The 15,687-nt window shown below is 73.1% G+C and carries 14 protein-coding genes, 1 tRNA gene and 1 pseudogene; 9 read left to right on the forward strand and 7 right to left on the reverse strand.

Translation table 11 applies throughout. The features are described 5' to 3' along the window. Positions 1-284 precede the first annotated feature (284 nt). Entirely contained in the window at positions 285-1,778 is a 1,494-nt protein-coding gene (locus ACGFIG_RS04920) for a gamma-glutamylcyclotransferase family protein (RefSeq protein WP_392999209.1), read from the forward strand. A gap of 275 nt (positions 1,779-2,053) precedes the next feature. Here ACGFIG_RS04920 and ACGFIG_RS04925 read toward each other — a convergent pair whose 3' ends face one another. The 3 genes from ACGFIG_RS04925 to ACGFIG_RS04935 all read right to left on the reverse strand — a co-directional run bounded on the left by ACGFIG_RS04925 (position 2,054) and on the right by ACGFIG_RS04935 (position 4,411). Beyond that, positions 2,054-3,088 (reverse strand): NAD-dependent epimerase/dehydratase family protein, encoded by a 1,035-nt coding sequence (locus ACGFIG_RS04925; protein ID WP_392999211.1) that lies wholly within the window; start codon positions 3,086-3,088, stop codon positions 2,054-2,056. A gap of 271 nt (positions 3,089-3,359) precedes the next feature. Then, positions 3,360-4,142: a maleylpyruvate isomerase N-terminal domain-containing protein gene (locus tag ACGFIG_RS04930; protein WP_392999212.1), complete on the reverse strand. Its 783-nt coding sequence runs from the start codon at positions 4,140-4,142 to the stop codon at positions 3,360-3,362. A gap of 193 nt (positions 4,143-4,335) precedes the next feature. After that, positions 4,336-4,411, reverse strand: a tRNA-Arg gene (locus ACGFIG_RS04935). Between the two features lie 164 nt (positions 4,412-4,575). Here ACGFIG_RS04935 and ACGFIG_RS04940 point away from each other — a divergent pair. Continuing rightward, positions 4,576-5,277 (forward strand): hypothetical protein, encoded by a 702-nt coding sequence (locus tag ACGFIG_RS04940; protein WP_392999214.1) that lies wholly within the window; start codon positions 4,576-4,578, stop codon positions 5,275-5,277. 154 nt (positions 5,278-5,431) lie between these two features. Here ACGFIG_RS04940 and ACGFIG_RS04945 read toward each other — a convergent pair whose 3' ends face one another. The 3 genes from ACGFIG_RS04945 to ACGFIG_RS04955 form a co-directional block, all read right to left on the reverse strand. Beyond that, positions 5,432-6,469: an alpha/beta hydrolase gene (locus ACGFIG_RS04945; RefSeq protein WP_392999216.1), complete on the reverse strand. Its 1,038-nt coding sequence runs from the start codon at positions 6,467-6,469 to the stop codon at positions 5,432-5,434. Positions 6,470-6,564: 95 nt separating this feature from the next. Beyond that, positions 6,565-6,981: an HPF/RaiA family ribosome-associated protein gene (locus ACGFIG_RS04950; protein WP_392999218.1), complete on the reverse strand. Its 417-nt coding sequence runs from the start codon at positions 6,979-6,981 to the stop codon at positions 6,565-6,567. Beyond that, positions 6,978-7,271, reverse strand: coding sequence for a hypothetical protein (locus ACGFIG_RS04955; protein ID WP_392999220.1), 294 nt, complete (start codon positions 7,269-7,271; stop codon positions 6,978-6,980). The genes ACGFIG_RS04950 and ACGFIG_RS04955 overlap by 4 nt, the downstream gene beginning before the upstream one ends. 156 nt (positions 7,272-7,427) lie before the next feature. Here ACGFIG_RS04955 and ssb point away from each other — a divergent pair, with 156 nt between their 5' ends. The 3 genes from ssb (at position 7,428) to ACGFIG_RS04970 (ending at position 11,026) form a co-directional block, all read left to right on the forward strand. After that, positions 7,428-8,231: a single-stranded DNA-binding protein gene (gene ssb, locus ACGFIG_RS04960; protein ID WP_392999222.1), complete on the forward strand. Its 804-nt coding sequence runs from the start codon at positions 7,428-7,430 to the stop codon at positions 8,229-8,231. A gap of 174 nt (positions 8,232-8,405) precedes the next feature. Continuing rightward, positions 8,406-9,485 carry a cobalamin biosynthesis protein gene (locus ACGFIG_RS04965; protein WP_392999224.1) on the forward strand — a complete coding sequence of 360 codons (1,080 nt, stop codon included), beginning with the start codon at positions 8,406-8,408 and terminating at the stop codon, positions 9,483-9,485. Then, positions 9,482-11,026, forward strand: coding sequence for a cobyric acid synthase (locus ACGFIG_RS04970; RefSeq protein ID WP_392999226.1), 1,545 nt, complete (start codon positions 9,482-9,484; stop codon positions 11,024-11,026). The genes ACGFIG_RS04965 and ACGFIG_RS04970 overlap by 4 nt, the downstream gene beginning before the upstream one ends. 101 nt (positions 11,027-11,127) lie before the next feature. Here ACGFIG_RS04970 and ACGFIG_RS04975 read toward each other — a convergent pair whose 3' ends face one another. Further along, the gene (locus ACGFIG_RS04975; RefSeq protein WP_392999462.1) at positions 11,128-11,529 is read right to left on the reverse strand and encodes a rhodanese-like domain-containing protein; all 402 of its coding nucleotides are present in this window, start codon (positions 11,527-11,529) and stop codon (positions 11,128-11,130) included. Positions 11,530-11,698: 169 nt separating this feature from the next. On the opposite strand from ACGFIG_RS04975, the pseudogene ACGFIG_RS04980 reads away from it, so the two are divergent. The 4 genes and pseudogenes from ACGFIG_RS04980 to ACGFIG_RS04995 form a co-directional block, all read left to right on the forward strand. Then, positions 11,699-12,416, forward strand: a pseudogene (locus ACGFIG_RS04980) (uridine kinase); the annotation flags it as partial. Further along, positions 12,406-13,761, forward strand: a complete 1,356-nt coding sequence (locus ACGFIG_RS04985; RefSeq protein ID WP_392999464.1) for a dipeptidase — start codon at positions 12,406-12,408, stop codon at positions 13,759-13,761. The pseudogene ACGFIG_RS04980 and the gene ACGFIG_RS04985, both read left to right, overlap by 11 nt. A 73-nt stretch (positions 13,762-13,834) precedes the next feature. Beyond that, complete coding sequence (locus tag ACGFIG_RS04990) at positions 13,835-14,041, forward strand: hypothetical protein (RefSeq protein WP_392999228.1); 207 nt, start codon at positions 13,835-13,837, stop codon at positions 14,039-14,041. A gap of 79 nt (positions 14,042-14,120) precedes the next feature. Beyond that, a complete protein-coding gene (locus tag ACGFIG_RS04995; RefSeq protein ID WP_392999230.1) occupies positions 14,121-15,686 on the forward strand; it encodes an ATP-dependent DNA ligase in 1,566 nt (521 codons plus the stop codon). The last annotated feature ends 1 nt before the right edge of the window (position 15,687 follow it).

The raw sequence follows: 15,687 nt of genomic DNA on the forward strand, positions 1-15,687 counted from the left end.
CGCTCGTGAATCGCAGTTTGCCCCTTCTTGTCAGACGACAAATTGACTTATACCCGCCCCAAGCTGCCTTGGTTGACGGTTACTTGCTCAGCTGCAAAGGTGTAGGCCGTGGTCACGGTTGTATGGAGCGCGTTGGCGGTACCGCTTCTGGAGCTACCGCGGAATTGACTGGAGGCTCGGCCGTCGAAACAGCGAAGGCCGCCGTTGGGTCAGCCTTCGAGACGCCGGCGCTGGTTCTGCCCAGTGTCCCGGAGCGACTTGATTGCAGGGGGGATCGTGTGGCGGTGTCGAGTCCCACGCTGACGCGGTTGGCGCGAAGAGTCACCGGGCGGACCTATCATCCCAGGCTGGGAACGCCCCTCTCCCTGCGGCTCGGAAAAGCCTCGCTGTTCGTCATCGTCGGATCGTACGTGACGCTGTCGGTCGCGTCGGCGATGCTTGGTGCGGTGGCGCTCTCCATGCTGCACCGGCCCAGGTGGGAGTATTCGCGCGGATTGCGGCTGACGTTCGAGGCCTTGTGGGGATTGGGGGAGTTGCTGCGCGAGGACGGCCAGCCGGCAGCATATTACCTCGTCGCGGGTGTCATTACGGTTCTCGGAGTGCTGCTGCCGCTTCTCCTGCTTGGCTCGTTCGTCTTCAAGCTCCTTCGCCATGATCCCATCAAGTGGCGTAAGAAGGCCTCATTGGAGGACGACCCCGTCTATGGTGCGCTGCTGACGATCCGGTTCTACCCGGGCACGAGTTCCGAGTTGGGGGATCTGTGCGTGCGCGTCTACGCGCGCATCGCCCTGACGGGCACCAACCCGAGATCGATCGTAAACCGCCCATTGAGAGTTCGGTACGGCGGCGAGTTGGCTGAAGAGTCGCGCATACCGTACAGCGCGTCAGGATTTCCGTGCTCGGTGCGGGTTCCCTTCTCCCGCCGGCGCACTGCCACAGCATCTGTCGTCGACGGCGTCTTCGATATTGACGGTCACGATGTGAGCAAAGAGAATCTCGAAATCATCGCCATCGTGTCGGGCGTGGTCTTGGACTCAGGTGAGAGTTTCGTCAGCGTCAAGCGCTACCTGGGTGACGAGGTCCTGGCGGGGCAGCCCCAGTGGATCGACGCAGTAGAGGGCGAAGCGCCAAAAGACTGGCTCGGTTGGGACAACTTCGAAGGTAACGCGGAATTGGTGGTATTTGTCTATGGATCCATGGTCAGTCGAGACTCGATGCTGAAGACTCTCCCGACGCTGCCTGAAGCTTGTGGCCCATCAGTGGGCTTCCTCAGCGGTTGGGCGCGAAGTTGGAACACCGGCTCCGACCCCAAGGATCAGCCCGAACGTGTCTGGCGGGGCGAGAGCGGCGACGTCTTCGAGGGCACGATCGCGAGCCTGGGCCTCGTGCCCAAAGACGGTGAGGAATGTCCCGGGGCTCTGTATCGAATATCTGTGCGCGACCTGGCGCTGGTCGACAATCGCGAGCGAGACTACAAGCGCATCAACGTCACGGGACTGGTGCGCGGCCCTGATTTGAACCCCACCGACACTGTCTTCACCTACATTCCCACCGAGGAAGCTCAGCAGCGGCTTGTCCGTGCCCGCGCAAACAACACCGCGGTGCTTTCGACCGGCTACCTCCGCTCGGTCAAGGAAGGGTTCGCAGCGCTCTTTCCGGACAGCGGGAACCTGTACGAGAGAACAACTCCAAAGTTCTACGGCCGGATCGAGACTCTGACGTTCTCGACAGCTCCGGAGTCCACCACGGCAGATCGCGACCCTCCGCTGACCAGCTAGGCGTAGGGTCCCAGCGGCGTCGTCGATGCGAGTGTCGAATCTCTGGCGCAACGCGCACGAGCGGGCGGCCTCCGGGGAGGTGCCGGCGGTCGCCGAGCGGGATCAGTGGTGCCATTGGGTGCCGGTGGCGGCGTGGTCGAGCATCGCGCGGTCGGTGACGAGGATGTCGGTGACGACTGTCGCGGATTGAGCGCATGCTGAGCCAGTCGCCGTGGGACCGCGATGCGGACGCGCGCCAGCTCGCAGAGCGCATCTCGGTCTGGCTGTCGCAAACGTCAGCGCGCCCGCTCGCCTGACTGCCGCCAGGCGGCCAACACCTGCGCTTCCCTCTCCGGGCTGATGCCGATCTCGGCGGCGCGGTCGTGGTTGCTGATTTCGCCGTTCTCCACCATCCACCGCCAGGTGTCGCGGACGGTCAGGGAGAGCGGCCGACAGCGGAGGCCGGCAGCCTGAGCCTTGGCCGTGTCGACGCGCCACACGCCGTCGAAGGTGCGCCAGAGGGGCAACTCGGACCACTGCCGGACGCCATGGCTGAGCAACACCTCATCGGGCACCCAGTCGAAGGAAGCATCGCCCCGGGTTGCGTGGGCGCAGTCCGCCAGTAGTCCGCCGAAGGTGGCGCCGCCCACCGGGGCGCAGACGTTGAACGCACCGGAGGCGCCTTCCGCGATGGTGTGTAGCGCGAACGCGGCCAGGTCGCGTACGTCGACCGGCTGGATGGTGCGGTCGGGGGAGCCGGGGGCCAGGACGTCGCCGCCGGCAGCCACCCGGCGCAGCCACCACGGCAGGCGGCCGACGTACTCACGCGGGCCGAGCACGACACCGGGGCGCAGGATCGTGGTCCGGTCAGCGCCGAACGCGGCGGCGGCTGCTGCCTCGCAGCCGGACTTCTGGTAGCCGTACTGCGTCGGTCCGTCCTCGGTGTTGGTGCCGTAGTCCGGGCCGGCGTCCGGCGGGCAGTAGAGCACCTCGGAGCGTTCGCTCAGCGGCTTTGATGGCCAGTCTCGGTAGACACTGACCGTCGACATGAAGACGTAGCGACCGGCGACGGGAGCGAGCGCGCGGGCCACGTCGAGGGTGTTCCTCGGCACGTATCCCGAGGTGTCGACCACGGCGTCCCAGGGGCCGGCGGCGGCGAGGGCGGCGACGTCCTCCGGACGGGTCCGATCACCCCGGATTGGCCGTACAGCCTCTAGGAAGGGGTCGGAGGTGCCCCGGTTGAACGTGGTGACCTCCCAGCCAGCATCGATAGCGGCCGTGACGATTGCATGGCCTACGAACCAGGTTCCGCCGAGCACTAGCAAACGCATATGTCCATCATGCCGAGCAGGGGTAATCGCCCGATCGGCGGAGGACGTCGGCAGCCAGTTGCCGAGTCGGTCACGAGATTGAGTCAAGGCGGCCCGCAAGCGGGCCGCGCCGGCCCGGCCCCGGCCTGCTGGCGACCTCCGGCCGGCATCGGTCGGGCCGGCCGGCCACGCTGAGGGACGACACGATCGGAAGACCTCGGGGCTCTGCCCCGAACCCCGGCCCTCCTCAGGGATGCCGCCGACCTTGCGGCTAATGACTTCATCCAAAGTGTTACGCGGACGGGTCCCAGGCTGCGAGCTGATCGAAGATACGACGGTCACCTTCGAACTTCAGCGAATCCAGCGATATGCGGCCGTAGAAGAACAGGACCAGGTCACTGGCCGTGCCCCGGGCGGAGGCGTCGACCATGTCCGGGTTCGGGTCCTCGCTGGCAGCCGGCGCGCCGAGGCGGGCGGCCCATGCGCCGTCGCGGGACAGCCGAAGGCGCCAAGAGTGGCCCTCGGTGGCGTAGTAATCGACGACGGCGGGTTCGTGCGGCCAGGCGACGTCCGTTGAGCAGAGGGTGAACTGGCAGTCGTCGAAACCGTCGAGGGCGGCCTCGACTGGTAGCGGCTCCGGGGTCCCCACGATGAGTTGGACATCGTAGGTGTGCACCGCGATCTCGGGCACCTGGCGTCGAGCCCATGCACCGGAGGTTTCCGGTGACTGCGAGTCACCCCAGAACGTCCAACAACCGCGGTCCGGGCCGGCCTCACGCAGCGCGCTCGTCAGTCGCTCGACGGACTCGGTCCACCAGGCCAGGAGAGCCTCGCGTTCCTGAGGCGCACCCGTGCCGTCGTCCCAAGCGGACTTTTCCGGGGGCGCGTCGGCCGGCCCGGCGGCGACGATGGCGGCCGCCCTGCGGCGGCCCATGCCCAGGTGCTGCACGAGATCGAACAGCATCCACTCCGGGCAGCTCGGCACCGGCACGTCGAGGCTGGGCGCCGCAGCGACCGCGGCGCGGAAGGCGGTCGACCGTTCGTCAATCAGCCGCAAATGATCCGAGAACGTCAAAGTTTTTTGCACTCCGGCTGTCTACCAGTGTGCTTCGACTACCGGACAGCGATTTTCGCAGCCGACGCGGCGGACCGCCCCGGCACTGATTGTCGGGCAGTGTAGGCCCTCGCAGGCAGGCTTGGCTGTACGGGGAAGGGACCGTGGTGATCGTCTCGACCGGGAGCGGGAAGCCGCTGACCTGCGGTGTGAGTGGTGCGCCCGGCAGGATTCGAACCTGCGGCCTTGGGATTAGAAGTCCCCTGCTCTATCCGCTGAGCTACGGGCGCGCGCGTGCGTGTCGCGCGAGAAGGGTACCGCCGGCCACCGGGTGACCGGTGGAACGGGTGCCGCGTTCCACGTCGCCGACCAGGGTCGCACGCGTCCCCGGTGTTGGTCACCCCGGTTCTGCCGTCGGCGCGGCCGGGGACGCGGCGGGTCGTACCCTCGGATGGTGCTGCTGGACCCGGACACCGAGAACGACGTCGCCTACGAGCTGTGTCAGCTCCTCGGCCGTGCGATCCTGCCCCTCCGCCGGACCGACGACGGGGCCGGAGACGGCGACCGGTGTGAGGGCACCGCGTTCCTCTTCACCGGGCGGGGGCGGGAACACCTGCTCACGGCCGACGCGCTCACCCACGCCGGGGCGGGGGAGATCGGGCTGCGGGCGAGCGTGACCGAGCCGGCCGGGGTGGCAGCCGAGGCGATCGTCCTGCCCGACCTCGCCGAGGGGTGGCGGCACCACGAGGATCTGGGCCTCGCCGTCATGCCCACCGCCGGCCTGCACGAGCACGCCGCAGGGGAGGGCTGGCAATGGCGTACCCAGCAGGTGCCGGACGCGATCGCGGCCGACCGGGACGCGATCGGCCGGATCGGCGCGGAGCCGGGCTCGGCGATCGTGCTCGCCCACGGCGTCGGCGCGGGCGGCGCCCGGCCGCTGGAGGTGGCGATCGAGCGGGTGGCGCGCGTGGGCGACGGCGTCCGGCTGATGGCGGAGCTGCCGGCGGGCTACGTCGGCGCGCCGGTCTTCGGCGTGCAGGCCGGCGGCGACGGCGAGCCGGGACTGTGCTGCCTGGGCCTGGTGCTGCCGGCGCGCGACGGCGGCCACCCGCTCGCCACCTTCGACCGCATCCGCGAGGCCGTCGACGCGCCGTGAGCCCGGCCGCCCGCGAACCCGACTGCCCTTGGACCAGGCTGCCCGTGAACCCTGCCGCCCGCGAGGCCGGCTGCCGCCCGCGAGGCCGTCGACGCGTGGTGAGGGCGGCGGCCCGTGGTGAGGCGGCGGCAGTAACAGAGCGGGCGGGCGGCGCTCAGCCGCCGTGGGCGCGGGCCTCCGCCGGGTCGGCCTCGTCCGCCGGCTGCCGGCTCGCCGGCGGCCGCTCCCCGGTCCGGACCGTCGGCCCGGCGTCGAAGAACGCGTCGGCCCAGCGTCCGACCTCCTGGAAGACCTTTTCGCGTACGGCGGGGCCGGAGAGGGTGAGGTCGTGCATCCCGCCGTCGAAGCGGGCCAGGGTGACGTGCCGGCCGAGACGGGGCGCCCAGCGGACCATGTGTTCGACGTCCAGGACGGCGTCGGCGAGGGCCGCCGAGTCGTGCCACTTCGTGCCCTTGAACGAGCGCGTCGAGCAGGCGAGCAGCACCGGCACCTGGATGTCCAGGCCGGCGCGGAGCTGCCGCTGGGCGGTGCGGATGGCGTTCAGCCAACCGGCCCGGACGGGGAACCCGGCGAGCGGCTTCCAGGTCAGGTCGTAGTTCCACTCGCCTCGGTGTTCCGCGTGCAGGCTCTGGCCGTACACGGTGCCGAGCCCGAACGGCAGGACCCGGCGCGGCGCGCGTCGGCCCAGCCGACCGACGGCGGCGGCCAGGGGACGGCGTACCAGCCAGGGGGCGTTGATGTCGAAGAATGGGCTGTTCAGGAAGAGGCCGTCGAGGATCCCGGCGTCGCGGCGGGCGTGCGCCCAGAGCGGCAGGATCAGCCCGCCGGTGGAGTGGCCCATCGCGAGCAGCGTGTCGTGCCCGTCGTCCTCGCGGATGATCCGCGCGGCGGCGTCCAGCTCCGGGAAGTAGTCGCTCAGGTCGCGGCAGAAGTTCGGCGTCTGGTGGGGCAGCAGGCTGCGGCCGTACTTGCGCAGGTCGAGGGCGTAGAAGTCCCATCCCCGCTCGGCGAAGAAGTCGCCCAGGTGGCCCTGGAAGAAGTAGTCGGTGAAGCCGTGCGTGTAGAGCACGGCCCGCCTGGTCGGGCGGTCGGCCCGGCGACGGACCAGGGTGGCGACCACCGGTCCCTCGTCGTCGGTGCCCAGGTCGATCGTCTGCCGCTCGTACGGCGGGCCCAGCACGTCCGGTTCCACCCCAGCGACGGTACGCCGGGAAGCTACCCGGTGGTAGCCCCGGGTGCGCCCGGCCCCGCCCGCCCGCACCCGGCGGACGGAGCCTGGCGTACGCGTCAGACGGTCTCGGACTCGGCGCGGGCCGGGTCGGTGTCGGGCTCGACCTCGGCGGCCGGCGCGGGCACGTCGCGCAGGTGCTTGTTGTGCCTCGGCTCCTGCCTGGTCTTCGCGTCGTTGAGCCGCCGCCGCAGGTCGTCGCGGACGTCGTTGAGGGCCGCGTGCAGGTCCTCCTCGGTGGAGGTGGTCACGATCTTCTGGCGGCCGGCGATCCAGCACTCCAGGGTGACCTTCTGGCCCCTGGCCTCCCGGTCCTTGACCGACACCTCCAGCTCGGTGGCGTCGGCGTGGAACCCGGCCAGCCGGGAGTCGAGCGTGCCGAACTGCTCCGCGATCCAGTTCCGGTCACCCTGCGAGAACCCCGCGCCGACCCGCAGGCACTCCGCCACGGTGGCCGGGTTGGTGACGGCGCTCATCGCCGCACCTCGCCGGAGACGATGGCGGCTGCGGTGCTGGTCATCTTCATGATCGCTGACCTCTCGTTCGTCGTGCTGTCGGCGGTGCGGTTGATCGAATCCATACCCCGCCGTACCCCGTCCGGAACGTGACCCGTGGCCCCGCCCGCCGCCGGCGCCGCGAGCGCCGCCGGCACCACCATCGTCGAGCCGATCGTGCCGGCTCCCCAGGGCCACCCGGCCCTAAGACGTGTGCCGAAGTCCTCGGTCGAGCTGGCCCTGTCGCAGGCCGACCAGGGACTTCGACGCACGCCTTAGCACACCGGGACCTTGATCAGGGTCTTGTCCACAGGCGGTCCGGTTGTCCACAGGCCGGCGCGCACCGATGGCCGCGCCCGCCCCCGAGGGCCCAGGCTCGGCACCGAGTCGACTCGCGATGGCAAGCCCGATCTCCCCCTGGAGGGACGATGTTCGACACCTACGTCACGATCGTGGGCAACGTGCTGACCGCGCCGGAGTGGCGTCGTACCACCCAGAGCAGCACCCTGGTGGCCAACTTCAAGGTCGCCTCGACCGCCCGCCGGCTCGACCGCGACAGCGGGCGCTGGGTCGACGGCAACAGCCTGCGCGTACGCGTCAACTGCTGGCGCAAGCTCGCCGAGGGGGTGGCCGCCTCGGTGATGGTCGGCGACCCGGTGGTGGTCTGCGGCCGGCTCTACACCCGCGACTGGACCGACGACGCCGGCAACCACCGCTCCCTCTACGAGTTGGAGGCGGTCGCCGTCGGCCACGACCTGTCCCGGGGCCGCAGCCGGTTCCAGCGCAACCGGCCGACGATGACGACCAGCACCGTCGAGGACGCGGAGGCCGAGCACCGGGTGCACGGTGAGGCGACCGAGCCGGTGCCCGACGAGGAGGCCCCCGTCCTGCCGGACCGCCGGCCGCTCGACGACGACTTCGAGCCCGACTTCGGCGCGTTCGCCGCCGGACGCGGCCAGCCGGCCGACACCGCCCTCGACGGCTCGCTCGACCCCTTCGACGACCCGGCGGACGAGCCCCACGGTGAGGAGCCCGACGGTCCGGAGCCGCGGTCCGGCGGGACGCCGGCGACCGACCCGGCCGAGGACGCGCCGGCCGCCCAGGACGGTCGGCGCGACGTGCCGGCGGGGGAGCCGGGCCCGTCGGCCGAGGGTTCCGAGGAGTCCGAGGCGGGCGTGTCCCCGACCGGCCGTGGCCGCCGTGGCCGGGGGCGGTTGCCGCAGCCCGCGTGACCGCCCGCGCCCGGGCGACACGACGGGGGCGGGGTGGCGCCGGCGGATCCGTCGTCACCCCGCGTGTCGCCCGGCGGCAGCCGCTGCGCGAGCCTCGTCCTGGCCGCGCGCGGCGCTCACCCGGCCGGGACGGGTGGACGCTCGGTTAGGCTGGCCGGCCGGAGGTGGTGTCGGGTGCGGCAGGTGACGCCGGTGGCGAACGTGGCGGGACTGGTCGCGGGCTACGCCCTCGACGCGTTTCTCGGTGACCCCCGTCGGTACCACCCCGTGGCCGGCTTCGGCCGTGCCGTAGGGGCCCTGGAACGGCGGGCGTACCGCCCGAACCGGCGGGCCGGAGCGGGGTTCACGGCGCTGGCGGTCGGCGCGCCGGTGCTGCTCGGGGTGGCCGCCACGGTCGCCACCCGCCGCCGGCCGGTGGCCCGGGCGGCCCTGGTCGCCGCCGGCACCTGGACGGTGCTCGGCGGGCGCACGCTGCGGCACGAGGCCAACGTGCTGGGGCGTGCGCTGCGCGCCGGCGACCTCCCGGCCGCCCGGCAGCGGCTCGGTCACCTCTGCGGCCGGGACCCGTCCCTGCTCGACGAGCCCGAGCTGGCCCGCGCCACCGTGGAGTCGGTCGCCGAGAACACCTCGGACGCGGTCGTCGCCCCGCTGCTGTGGGGCGCCGTCGCGGGGCTGCCCGGCCTGCTCGGGTACCGCGCGGCGAACACCCTCGACGCGATGGTGGGCCACCGCTCGCCGCGGTACGCCCGCTTCGGCACCCCCGCCGCCCGCCTCGACGACCTGCTCAACCTGGTGCCCGCGCGGCTGACGGGCCTGCTCACCGTCGCGCTCGCGCCGGTGGCCCACGGCGACCGGGAACGGGCGCTGCACGTGTGGCGCCGGGACCGCAACGACCATCCCAGCCCGAACGCCGGGCAGTGCGAGGCGGCCATGGCCGGCGCCCTCGGCGTACGGCTCGGCGGGCGCAACGTCTACTTCGGGCGCTCGGAGGTGCGCCCGTTCCTCGGCGACGGTCCCCGACCCGAGGCACGGCACCTGAAGCGGGCCGCCCGCATCTCGGGCGCGGTCGGGCTGGCCGCGGTCGGGCTGGCCGCCGCGTACCCGCTGACCCTCGGCCGGCTGGCGAGCGCCTTCGGTCGCCGGGCGATCAACGCGAGCGCCTTCGGTCGCCGGGCGGTGCGGGCGAGCGCCCTCGGCCGCCGGGCGGTGCACCCAGCGGTCGCGGCCGGGGCGGGGCGGGGAAACGGCCGGTGAGCGGTGGCCTGCTGGTCGCCGGCACCACCTCCGACGCCGGCAAGAGCGTCCTCACCGCCGGCATCTGCCGCTGGCTGCACCGCCGGGGTGTGAAGGTGGCGCCGTTCAAGGCGCAGAACATGTCCAACAACTCCGCCGTCGTCGTCGGCCTCGACGGCCGGGGCGGCGAGATCGGGCGGGCGCAGGCGATGCAGGCCGCCGCCTGCGGCCTCGCCCCCGACCTGCGGTTCAATCCGGTGCTGCTCAAGCCCGGCAGCGACCTGGCCAGCCAGGTGGTGCTGCTCGGCGAGGCGGTCGACACGGTCACGGCGGGCAACTTCCGCGAGCTGCGTCCCCGGCTCGCCGGGACCGCGTACGCGGCGCTCGCCGAGTTGCGGGCCGCGTACGACGTCGTGATCTGTGAGGGGGCCGGCAGCCCGGCGGAGATCAACCTGCGGGCCGGCGACTACGTGAACATGGGGCTGGCCCGGCACGCGAACCTGCCCACGATCGTGGTCGGCGACATCGACCGGGGCGGGGTCTTCGCCTCGATGTTCGGCACGCTCGCCCTGCTCGACCCGGCCGACCAGGCGCTGGTCGCCGGCTTCGTGATCAACAAGTTCCGGGGCGACCCCGGGCTCCTGCGGCCGGGGCTGGACATGCTGCGCCAGGTCACCGGCCGCCCGACGTACGGGGTGCTGCCCTGGGCGCTCGACCTCTGGCTCGACGCGGAGGACTCGCTCGCGTACGGCCGGGTGCTCGGTCGACCGGCCGCCCCACGCGGCACCGACTGGCTGGACGTGGCCGTGGTCCGGCTGCCCCGGATCAGCAACGCCACCGACGTCGAGGCGCTCGCCACCGAGCCGGGCGTACGGGTCCGGCTGACCGTCGAGCCCGCCGAGTTGGCCGCCGCCGACCTGGTCGTACTGCCCGGCTCGAAGTCGACCGTGGCTGACCTGGCCTGGCTGCGGCAGACCGGCCTGGCCGACGCCGTCCTGGCGCACGCCTCGGCGGGCAGGCCGCTGCTCGGCATCTGCGGCGGCTTCCAGATGCTGGCCCGGGCGATCCACGACGCGGTGGAGAGCCGGCAGGGGAGCGTGGCGGGGCTGGGCCTGCTGCCGATCGAGGTCACCTTCGACCCGCGCAAGACCGTCCGCCAGTCGACCGGCGCCGCCGACGGCGGCGTCCCGGTCCGCGGCTACGAGATTCACCACGGGTACGTCTCCCACGCCGACCCGGCGCTGACCCCGTTGCTGACCTGCGCGGACGGCAGCGGCGAGGGAGCCGTGGCCGGTGCCGTGCACGGCACCCACTGGCACGGCGCCTTCGAGTCCGACGAGTTCCGCCGCCGGTTCCTGACCGAGGCGGCCCGGCTCGCCGGCCGGACCGGCTTCACGGTGGCCCCCGACACCGCGTTCGCCGCCGCCCGCGAGCGCACCCTGGACCTGCTCGGCGACCTGGTCGAGGAGCACCTCGACACCGACGCGCTCTGGCGCCTCGTCGAGTCCGGCCCGCCGGCCACCCTTCCGTTCATTCCACCGGGTGCCCCGAAGCATCCCTGAACCGGTCACCCGCCACGGCCCACCCTTGAGTCGCCGCGCTACCACGCCCGACCGGGTGCCGGGAGCGGCCAGCGCAGGTCGGTCGGCGGGAGCGGGACGGGTCAGAGGCGGACGTCGGCGGGGCGGTCGGACATGGGCAGCCCCGCCTCGCGCCAGGCCTGCACGCCACCGATCATGTCGGTCGCACGGTGCAGGCCGAGCGCCCGCAGGCTCGCCACGGCGAGGCTGGAGCTGTAGCCCTGGCGGCACACCACCACGATCCGTTGGTCGTACCCCGTGGCCTCGGGGATCCGCCACGCGCTGGCCGGGTCGAGCCGCCACTCCAGCACGGTCCGGTCGATCACGATGGCGCCGGGCAGGTCGCCCTGCTCCCGTCGCTGCACGTCGGTGCGGGTGTCGACCAGCAACGCCCCGGTACGGACCGCCTCGACGGTCTGCTGCGGCGTCAGCCGGCGTACCCCGACGCGGGCCTGTTCCAGAAGGGCGTCTACGCCCGGACTCATCACGCTGTGGGACACCAGCAGATCATCGCGTCCGGTGCCGGGCCGCGCCCGACGAACGCCCCGGGCCCACCCGACGACCGCTCGTTCGGGCGACCCCCGATCGGAAACGTCCGCCGCCGACTCCGGCCCGGGGCGGTGGCCGGGGACGCCGCCTGGTTACCGTCGGCCCGTGGTGGTGGCGGTGGTCGAGGCGTACGACCGGCTGGCCCGGCGGGTGCTCGCCGGGCCGGCGCGGTTGGGGCGGACCCGGCTGGTGGCGGTGGACGGGCCGAGCGGCGCGGGCAAGAGCGCGTTCGCGGCGCGGCTCGCGGACGCCCTCGCCGCCCGGCCCGGCGGCGGCCCGGTGCCGGTGGTGCACACCGACGACCTGCTCGACGGCTGGGACGACCAGCTCACCTTCTGGCCCCGGCTGGAGGAGTGGGTGCTCGGGCCGCTGCGCGCCGGGCGGCCGGGGGCGTACCGCCGGTACAGCTGGGTCCGGCGGGCCTTCCTGCCGCGCCCGGTGCCGGTCCCGGTCGCGCCCGTGCTCGTCGTGGAGGGGGTGAGCGCGGCGCGGGCGGCCGTCGCCGCAGAGCTCAGCCTGGCCGTCTTCGTCACCGCCCCGGGGCCGTTGCGGCTGGCCCGGGCGCTGGAGCGCGACGGCCCGGGCATCCTGCCGGAGCTGCGCCGCTGGCACCTCGGGGAGCGGGCGCACTTCGCCGCCGACGGTACCGAGGCGCGGGCGGACCTGGTAATCGACGGCGCCCCGGGCCTGCCGCACGACGCCGAGCGCTACTACGTGCGTCGCCGCTGAGCGTCACCGAGCGTGCCGGCGACGGGCTCGGGCGGTGGGGTCGGTAAGGCCGGCATACGATGCCGGTCATGACCACACCGATCATGTCCGAGTCCGAGGTCCGGGCCGCCGTCGAGCGGGAGTTGCCCGGGGTACGCGCCGACCTGGAGCGCCTCGTCCGCATCCCCGGCATCGCGTTCGAGGGCTTCGACCACTCGCACGTGGAGCGCTCCGCCGAGGCCGTGGCCGAGCTGCTGCGCGGCTGCGGTCTCGACGTCGAGATCGTGCGCTCGGGTGGCCAGCCGGCGGTCATCGGCAAGAGGGCGGCCCCGCCCGGTGCGCCGACGGTGCTGCTCTACGCCCACCACGACGTCCAGCCGGTCGGCGACCTGACGCTGTGGGAGTCGGACCCGTTCGAGCCGGTGGAGCGGGACGGCCGGCTCTACGGCCGGGGCGCCGCCGACGACAAGGCCGGCATCATGGCGCACGTGGCGGCGCTGCGCGTGTACGGTGACGCGCTGCCGGTCGGCGTGGTGCTCTTCATCGAGGGCGAGGAGGAGTACGGCTCCGACTCGCTGGAGCGGCTGCTCGCCGAGCACCGCGACGAGATCGCCTCGGACGTCATCGTGATCGCCGACTCCACCAACTGGGACATCGGCGTACCGGCGCTGACGACCTGCCTGCGCGGCATCGTCAACTGCTTCGTCGAGGTACGCACCCTCGACCACCCCGTGCACAGCGGCGTGTACGGCGGACCCGTGCCGGACGCGCTGACCGCCCTGGCGCGGTTGCTGGCCAGCCTGCACACCGAGGCCGGGGACGTCGCCGTCGACGGGCTGCTCGCCCGGGGGGGCGCGAGCGTCGACTACCCGGAGGAGCGGTTCCGCGCCGAGGCCGGGGTGGCCGAGGGCGTCAGCCTGATCGGCACCGGGCAGATCACCGACCGGCTCTGGACCAAGCCCTCCCTGGCGGTGCTCGGCATCGACGCCCCGGCCACCGCCGTGGCGCCGAACGCGCTGGTGCCGGCGGCCAGGGCCAAGCTGAGCGTACGGCTGGCGCCGGGCGACGACCCGAAGCGGGCGTACGCGGCCCTCTGTGCCCACCTCGAGAAGCACGCCCCGTGGGGCGCGCAGGTCAACGTCGTCTTCGAACACGACGGTGACCCGTGCGTCATCGACGCGTCGGGGCCGATGTTCGACGCGGCCAGGTCGGCGTTCCGGACCGCCTGGGACGGCACCGAGCCGGTGGACCTCGGCATCGGCGGTTCGATCCCGTTCATCGCCACCTTCCAGGAGATGTTCCCGGGTGCGGCGATCCTGGTGACCGGCGTGGAGGACCCGCACGCCCGGGCGCACGGCCCGAACGAGAGCCTGCACCTCGGGGAGTTCGCCCGGGTCTGCCTGGCCGAGGCGCTGCTGCTCAGGAACGTCGCCGAGGCGGGCGTCGACGCCGTGCGGTGACGGAACCGTAACTTCCTGGTCAATGGGGGAGTTTGCGGTGTGTCGGACGCGGCGTTGTTATAGCCTTTCGAACATGCGTACGAATGAGGTGATGGGTCGGCTCGAGGCCGCCGTCAGCGCACTGGGGGACGTCGACGTCTCCGCCTGGCCCGAGGACACGCTCAAGGAGCAGCTCGGCGATCTGTCCGCCGTGCTGGTCGCGCTCGACACGGCCCTCTCCCGGGTCGCCGAGGAGATCCGCGCCCGCGGGCTGCGCATCGAGGAGCCCGTCTCGGCCTGACCCGCCAGCCCTGACCACCAGGGTTTTCCGGCGCCCGGGCACGGCAATGTCCGGGGTGGTGTCGGGGGTGGCTGGCAGGATGGAGACCGTGCGGTTCCTCGACCTGGCAGCCACCTCCGCAGCCGTCGGCGCCACCCGGGCCCGGCGGGCCAAGGTGGAGCTGCTCGCCACCGCGTTGCGGGCGCTCGACCCGTCCGAGGTGCCGGCGGGCGCCGGCTGGCTGGCCGGCGAGCTGCGCCAGCGGCAGACCGGGGTGGGCTGGGCGAGCCTGCGTGACCTGCCGCCGCCCGCCGCAGAGCCGACCCTGACCGTGGCCGCCGTCGACGCCGCCATCGACGAGATCGCCGCCGTGCACGGGCCGGGTTCGCAGGCCCGCCGCCGGACGCTGCTGGGCGCCCTCTACTCCGCCGCCACGGCCGAGGAGCAGCGGCTACTGACCGGCCTGTTCAGCGGTGAGCTGCGCCAGGGCGCGCAGGCGGGGCTGCTCGCCGACGCCGTGGCGCGGGCCGCTGAGGTGCCGGTCTCCGCCGTACGCCGGGCGCTGCTGCTTGCGGGCGACCTGCGCGCGGTCGCGGTCGCCGCGCTCGACGGGGGCGCGGCGGCGCTGGCCGCGTTCGGCCTCCAGGTCGGCCGCCCGCTCGCGCCGATGCTGGCCCAGAGCGCGCCCTCGGTCGACGAGGCCCTCGCCGCCACCGGCACCCCCGCCGTGGTCGACGTGAAGCTCGACGGCATCCGGATCCAGGTCCACCGCTCCGGCGACGACATCGCCGTGTTCAGCCGCAGCCTAGACGACATCACCGCCCGCCTGCCGGAGGTGGTCGCCGCCGTGCGCGCGCTGCCCGCGCGCGAGCTGGTGCTCGACGGGGAGGCGATCGGGCTCGACCAGACGGGCCGGCCCCTGCCCTTCCAGCAGACGTCGAGCCGGGCGGCGCGGCGCGCCACGGCGTCCCCGGCCGGGCGGGCCGCCGCGGCCGCCGGTGAGACGGTGCTGACGCCGTACTTCTTCGACCTGCTGCACCTCGACGGAGACGACCTGGTCGACCGGCCCGGCCGGGAGCGCTGGGCCGCGCTCGACGCCGCCGTCGACGCCTCGCTGCTGGTCGGCCGGATGGAGGTCGACAGCCCCGAGCGGGCCGGCGAGGCGTTCGCCGCCGCCGTCGACGCGGGCCAGGAGGGGGTCGTCGTGAAGGCGCCCGACGCCCCCTACGACGCCGGCCGGCGGGGCGCCGCCTGGGTGAAGGTGAAGCCCCGGCACACCCTCGACCTGGTGGTGATCGCGGTGGAGTGGGGCAGCGGCCGGCGCCAGGGCTGGCTGTCCAACCTGCACCTCGGCGCCCGCGACCCCCGCACGGGCGACTTCGTCATGCTCGGCAAGACGTTCAAGGGCCTCACCGACGAGATGCTGCGCTGGCAGACCGAGCGCTTCCTCGGCCTCGCCGTCGAGCACGGCGACTGGGAGGTGCGGGTGCGCCCCGAGCAGGTGGTCGAGATCGCGTTCGACGGGGTGCAGACCAGCACCCGCTATCCGGGTGGGATGGCGCTGCGCTTCGCCCGGGTGCTGCGCTACCGCGACGACAAGACGGCGGCGGAGGCCGACACCATCGACGCCGTACGCGCCATCCACGCCGGCCGCGTCGCCGACTGAG

The organism is Micromonospora sp. NPDC049048 (assembly GCF_043197615.1).
GTDB lineage: Bacteria > Actinomycetota > Actinomycetes > Mycobacteriales > Micromonosporaceae > Micromonospora.

Bases quoted from the DNA above. Each gene is read 5' to 3' on its own strand.
- ACGFIG_RS04975 (WP_392999462.1), bottom strand. From the start codon at position 11,529: ATGAGTCCGGGCGTAGACGCCCTTCTGGAACAGGCCCGCGTCGGGGTA.
- ACGFIG_RS04985 (WP_392999464.1), top strand. From the start codon at position 12,406: ATGTCCGAGTCCGAGGTCCGGGCCGCCGTCGAGCGGGAGTTGCCCGGG.
- ACGFIG_RS04925 (WP_392999211.1), bottom strand. From the start codon at position 3,088: ATGCGTTTGCTAGTGCTCGGCGGAACCTGGTTCGTAGGCCATGCAATC.
- ACGFIG_RS04995 (WP_392999230.1), top strand. From the start codon at position 14,121: ATGGAGACCGTGCGGTTCCTCGACCTGGCAGCCACCTCCGCAGCCGTC.
- ssb (WP_392999222.1), top strand. From the start codon at position 7,428: ATGTTCGACACCTACGTCACGATCGTGGGCAACGTGCTGACCGCGCCG.
- ACGFIG_RS04950 (WP_392999218.1), bottom strand. From the start codon at position 6,981: ATGAGCGCCGTCACCAACCCGGCCACCGTGGCGGAGTGCCTGCGGGTC.
- ACGFIG_RS04990 (WP_392999228.1), top strand. From the start codon at position 13,835: ATGCGTACGAATGAGGTGATGGGTCGGCTCGAGGCCGCCGTCAGCGCA.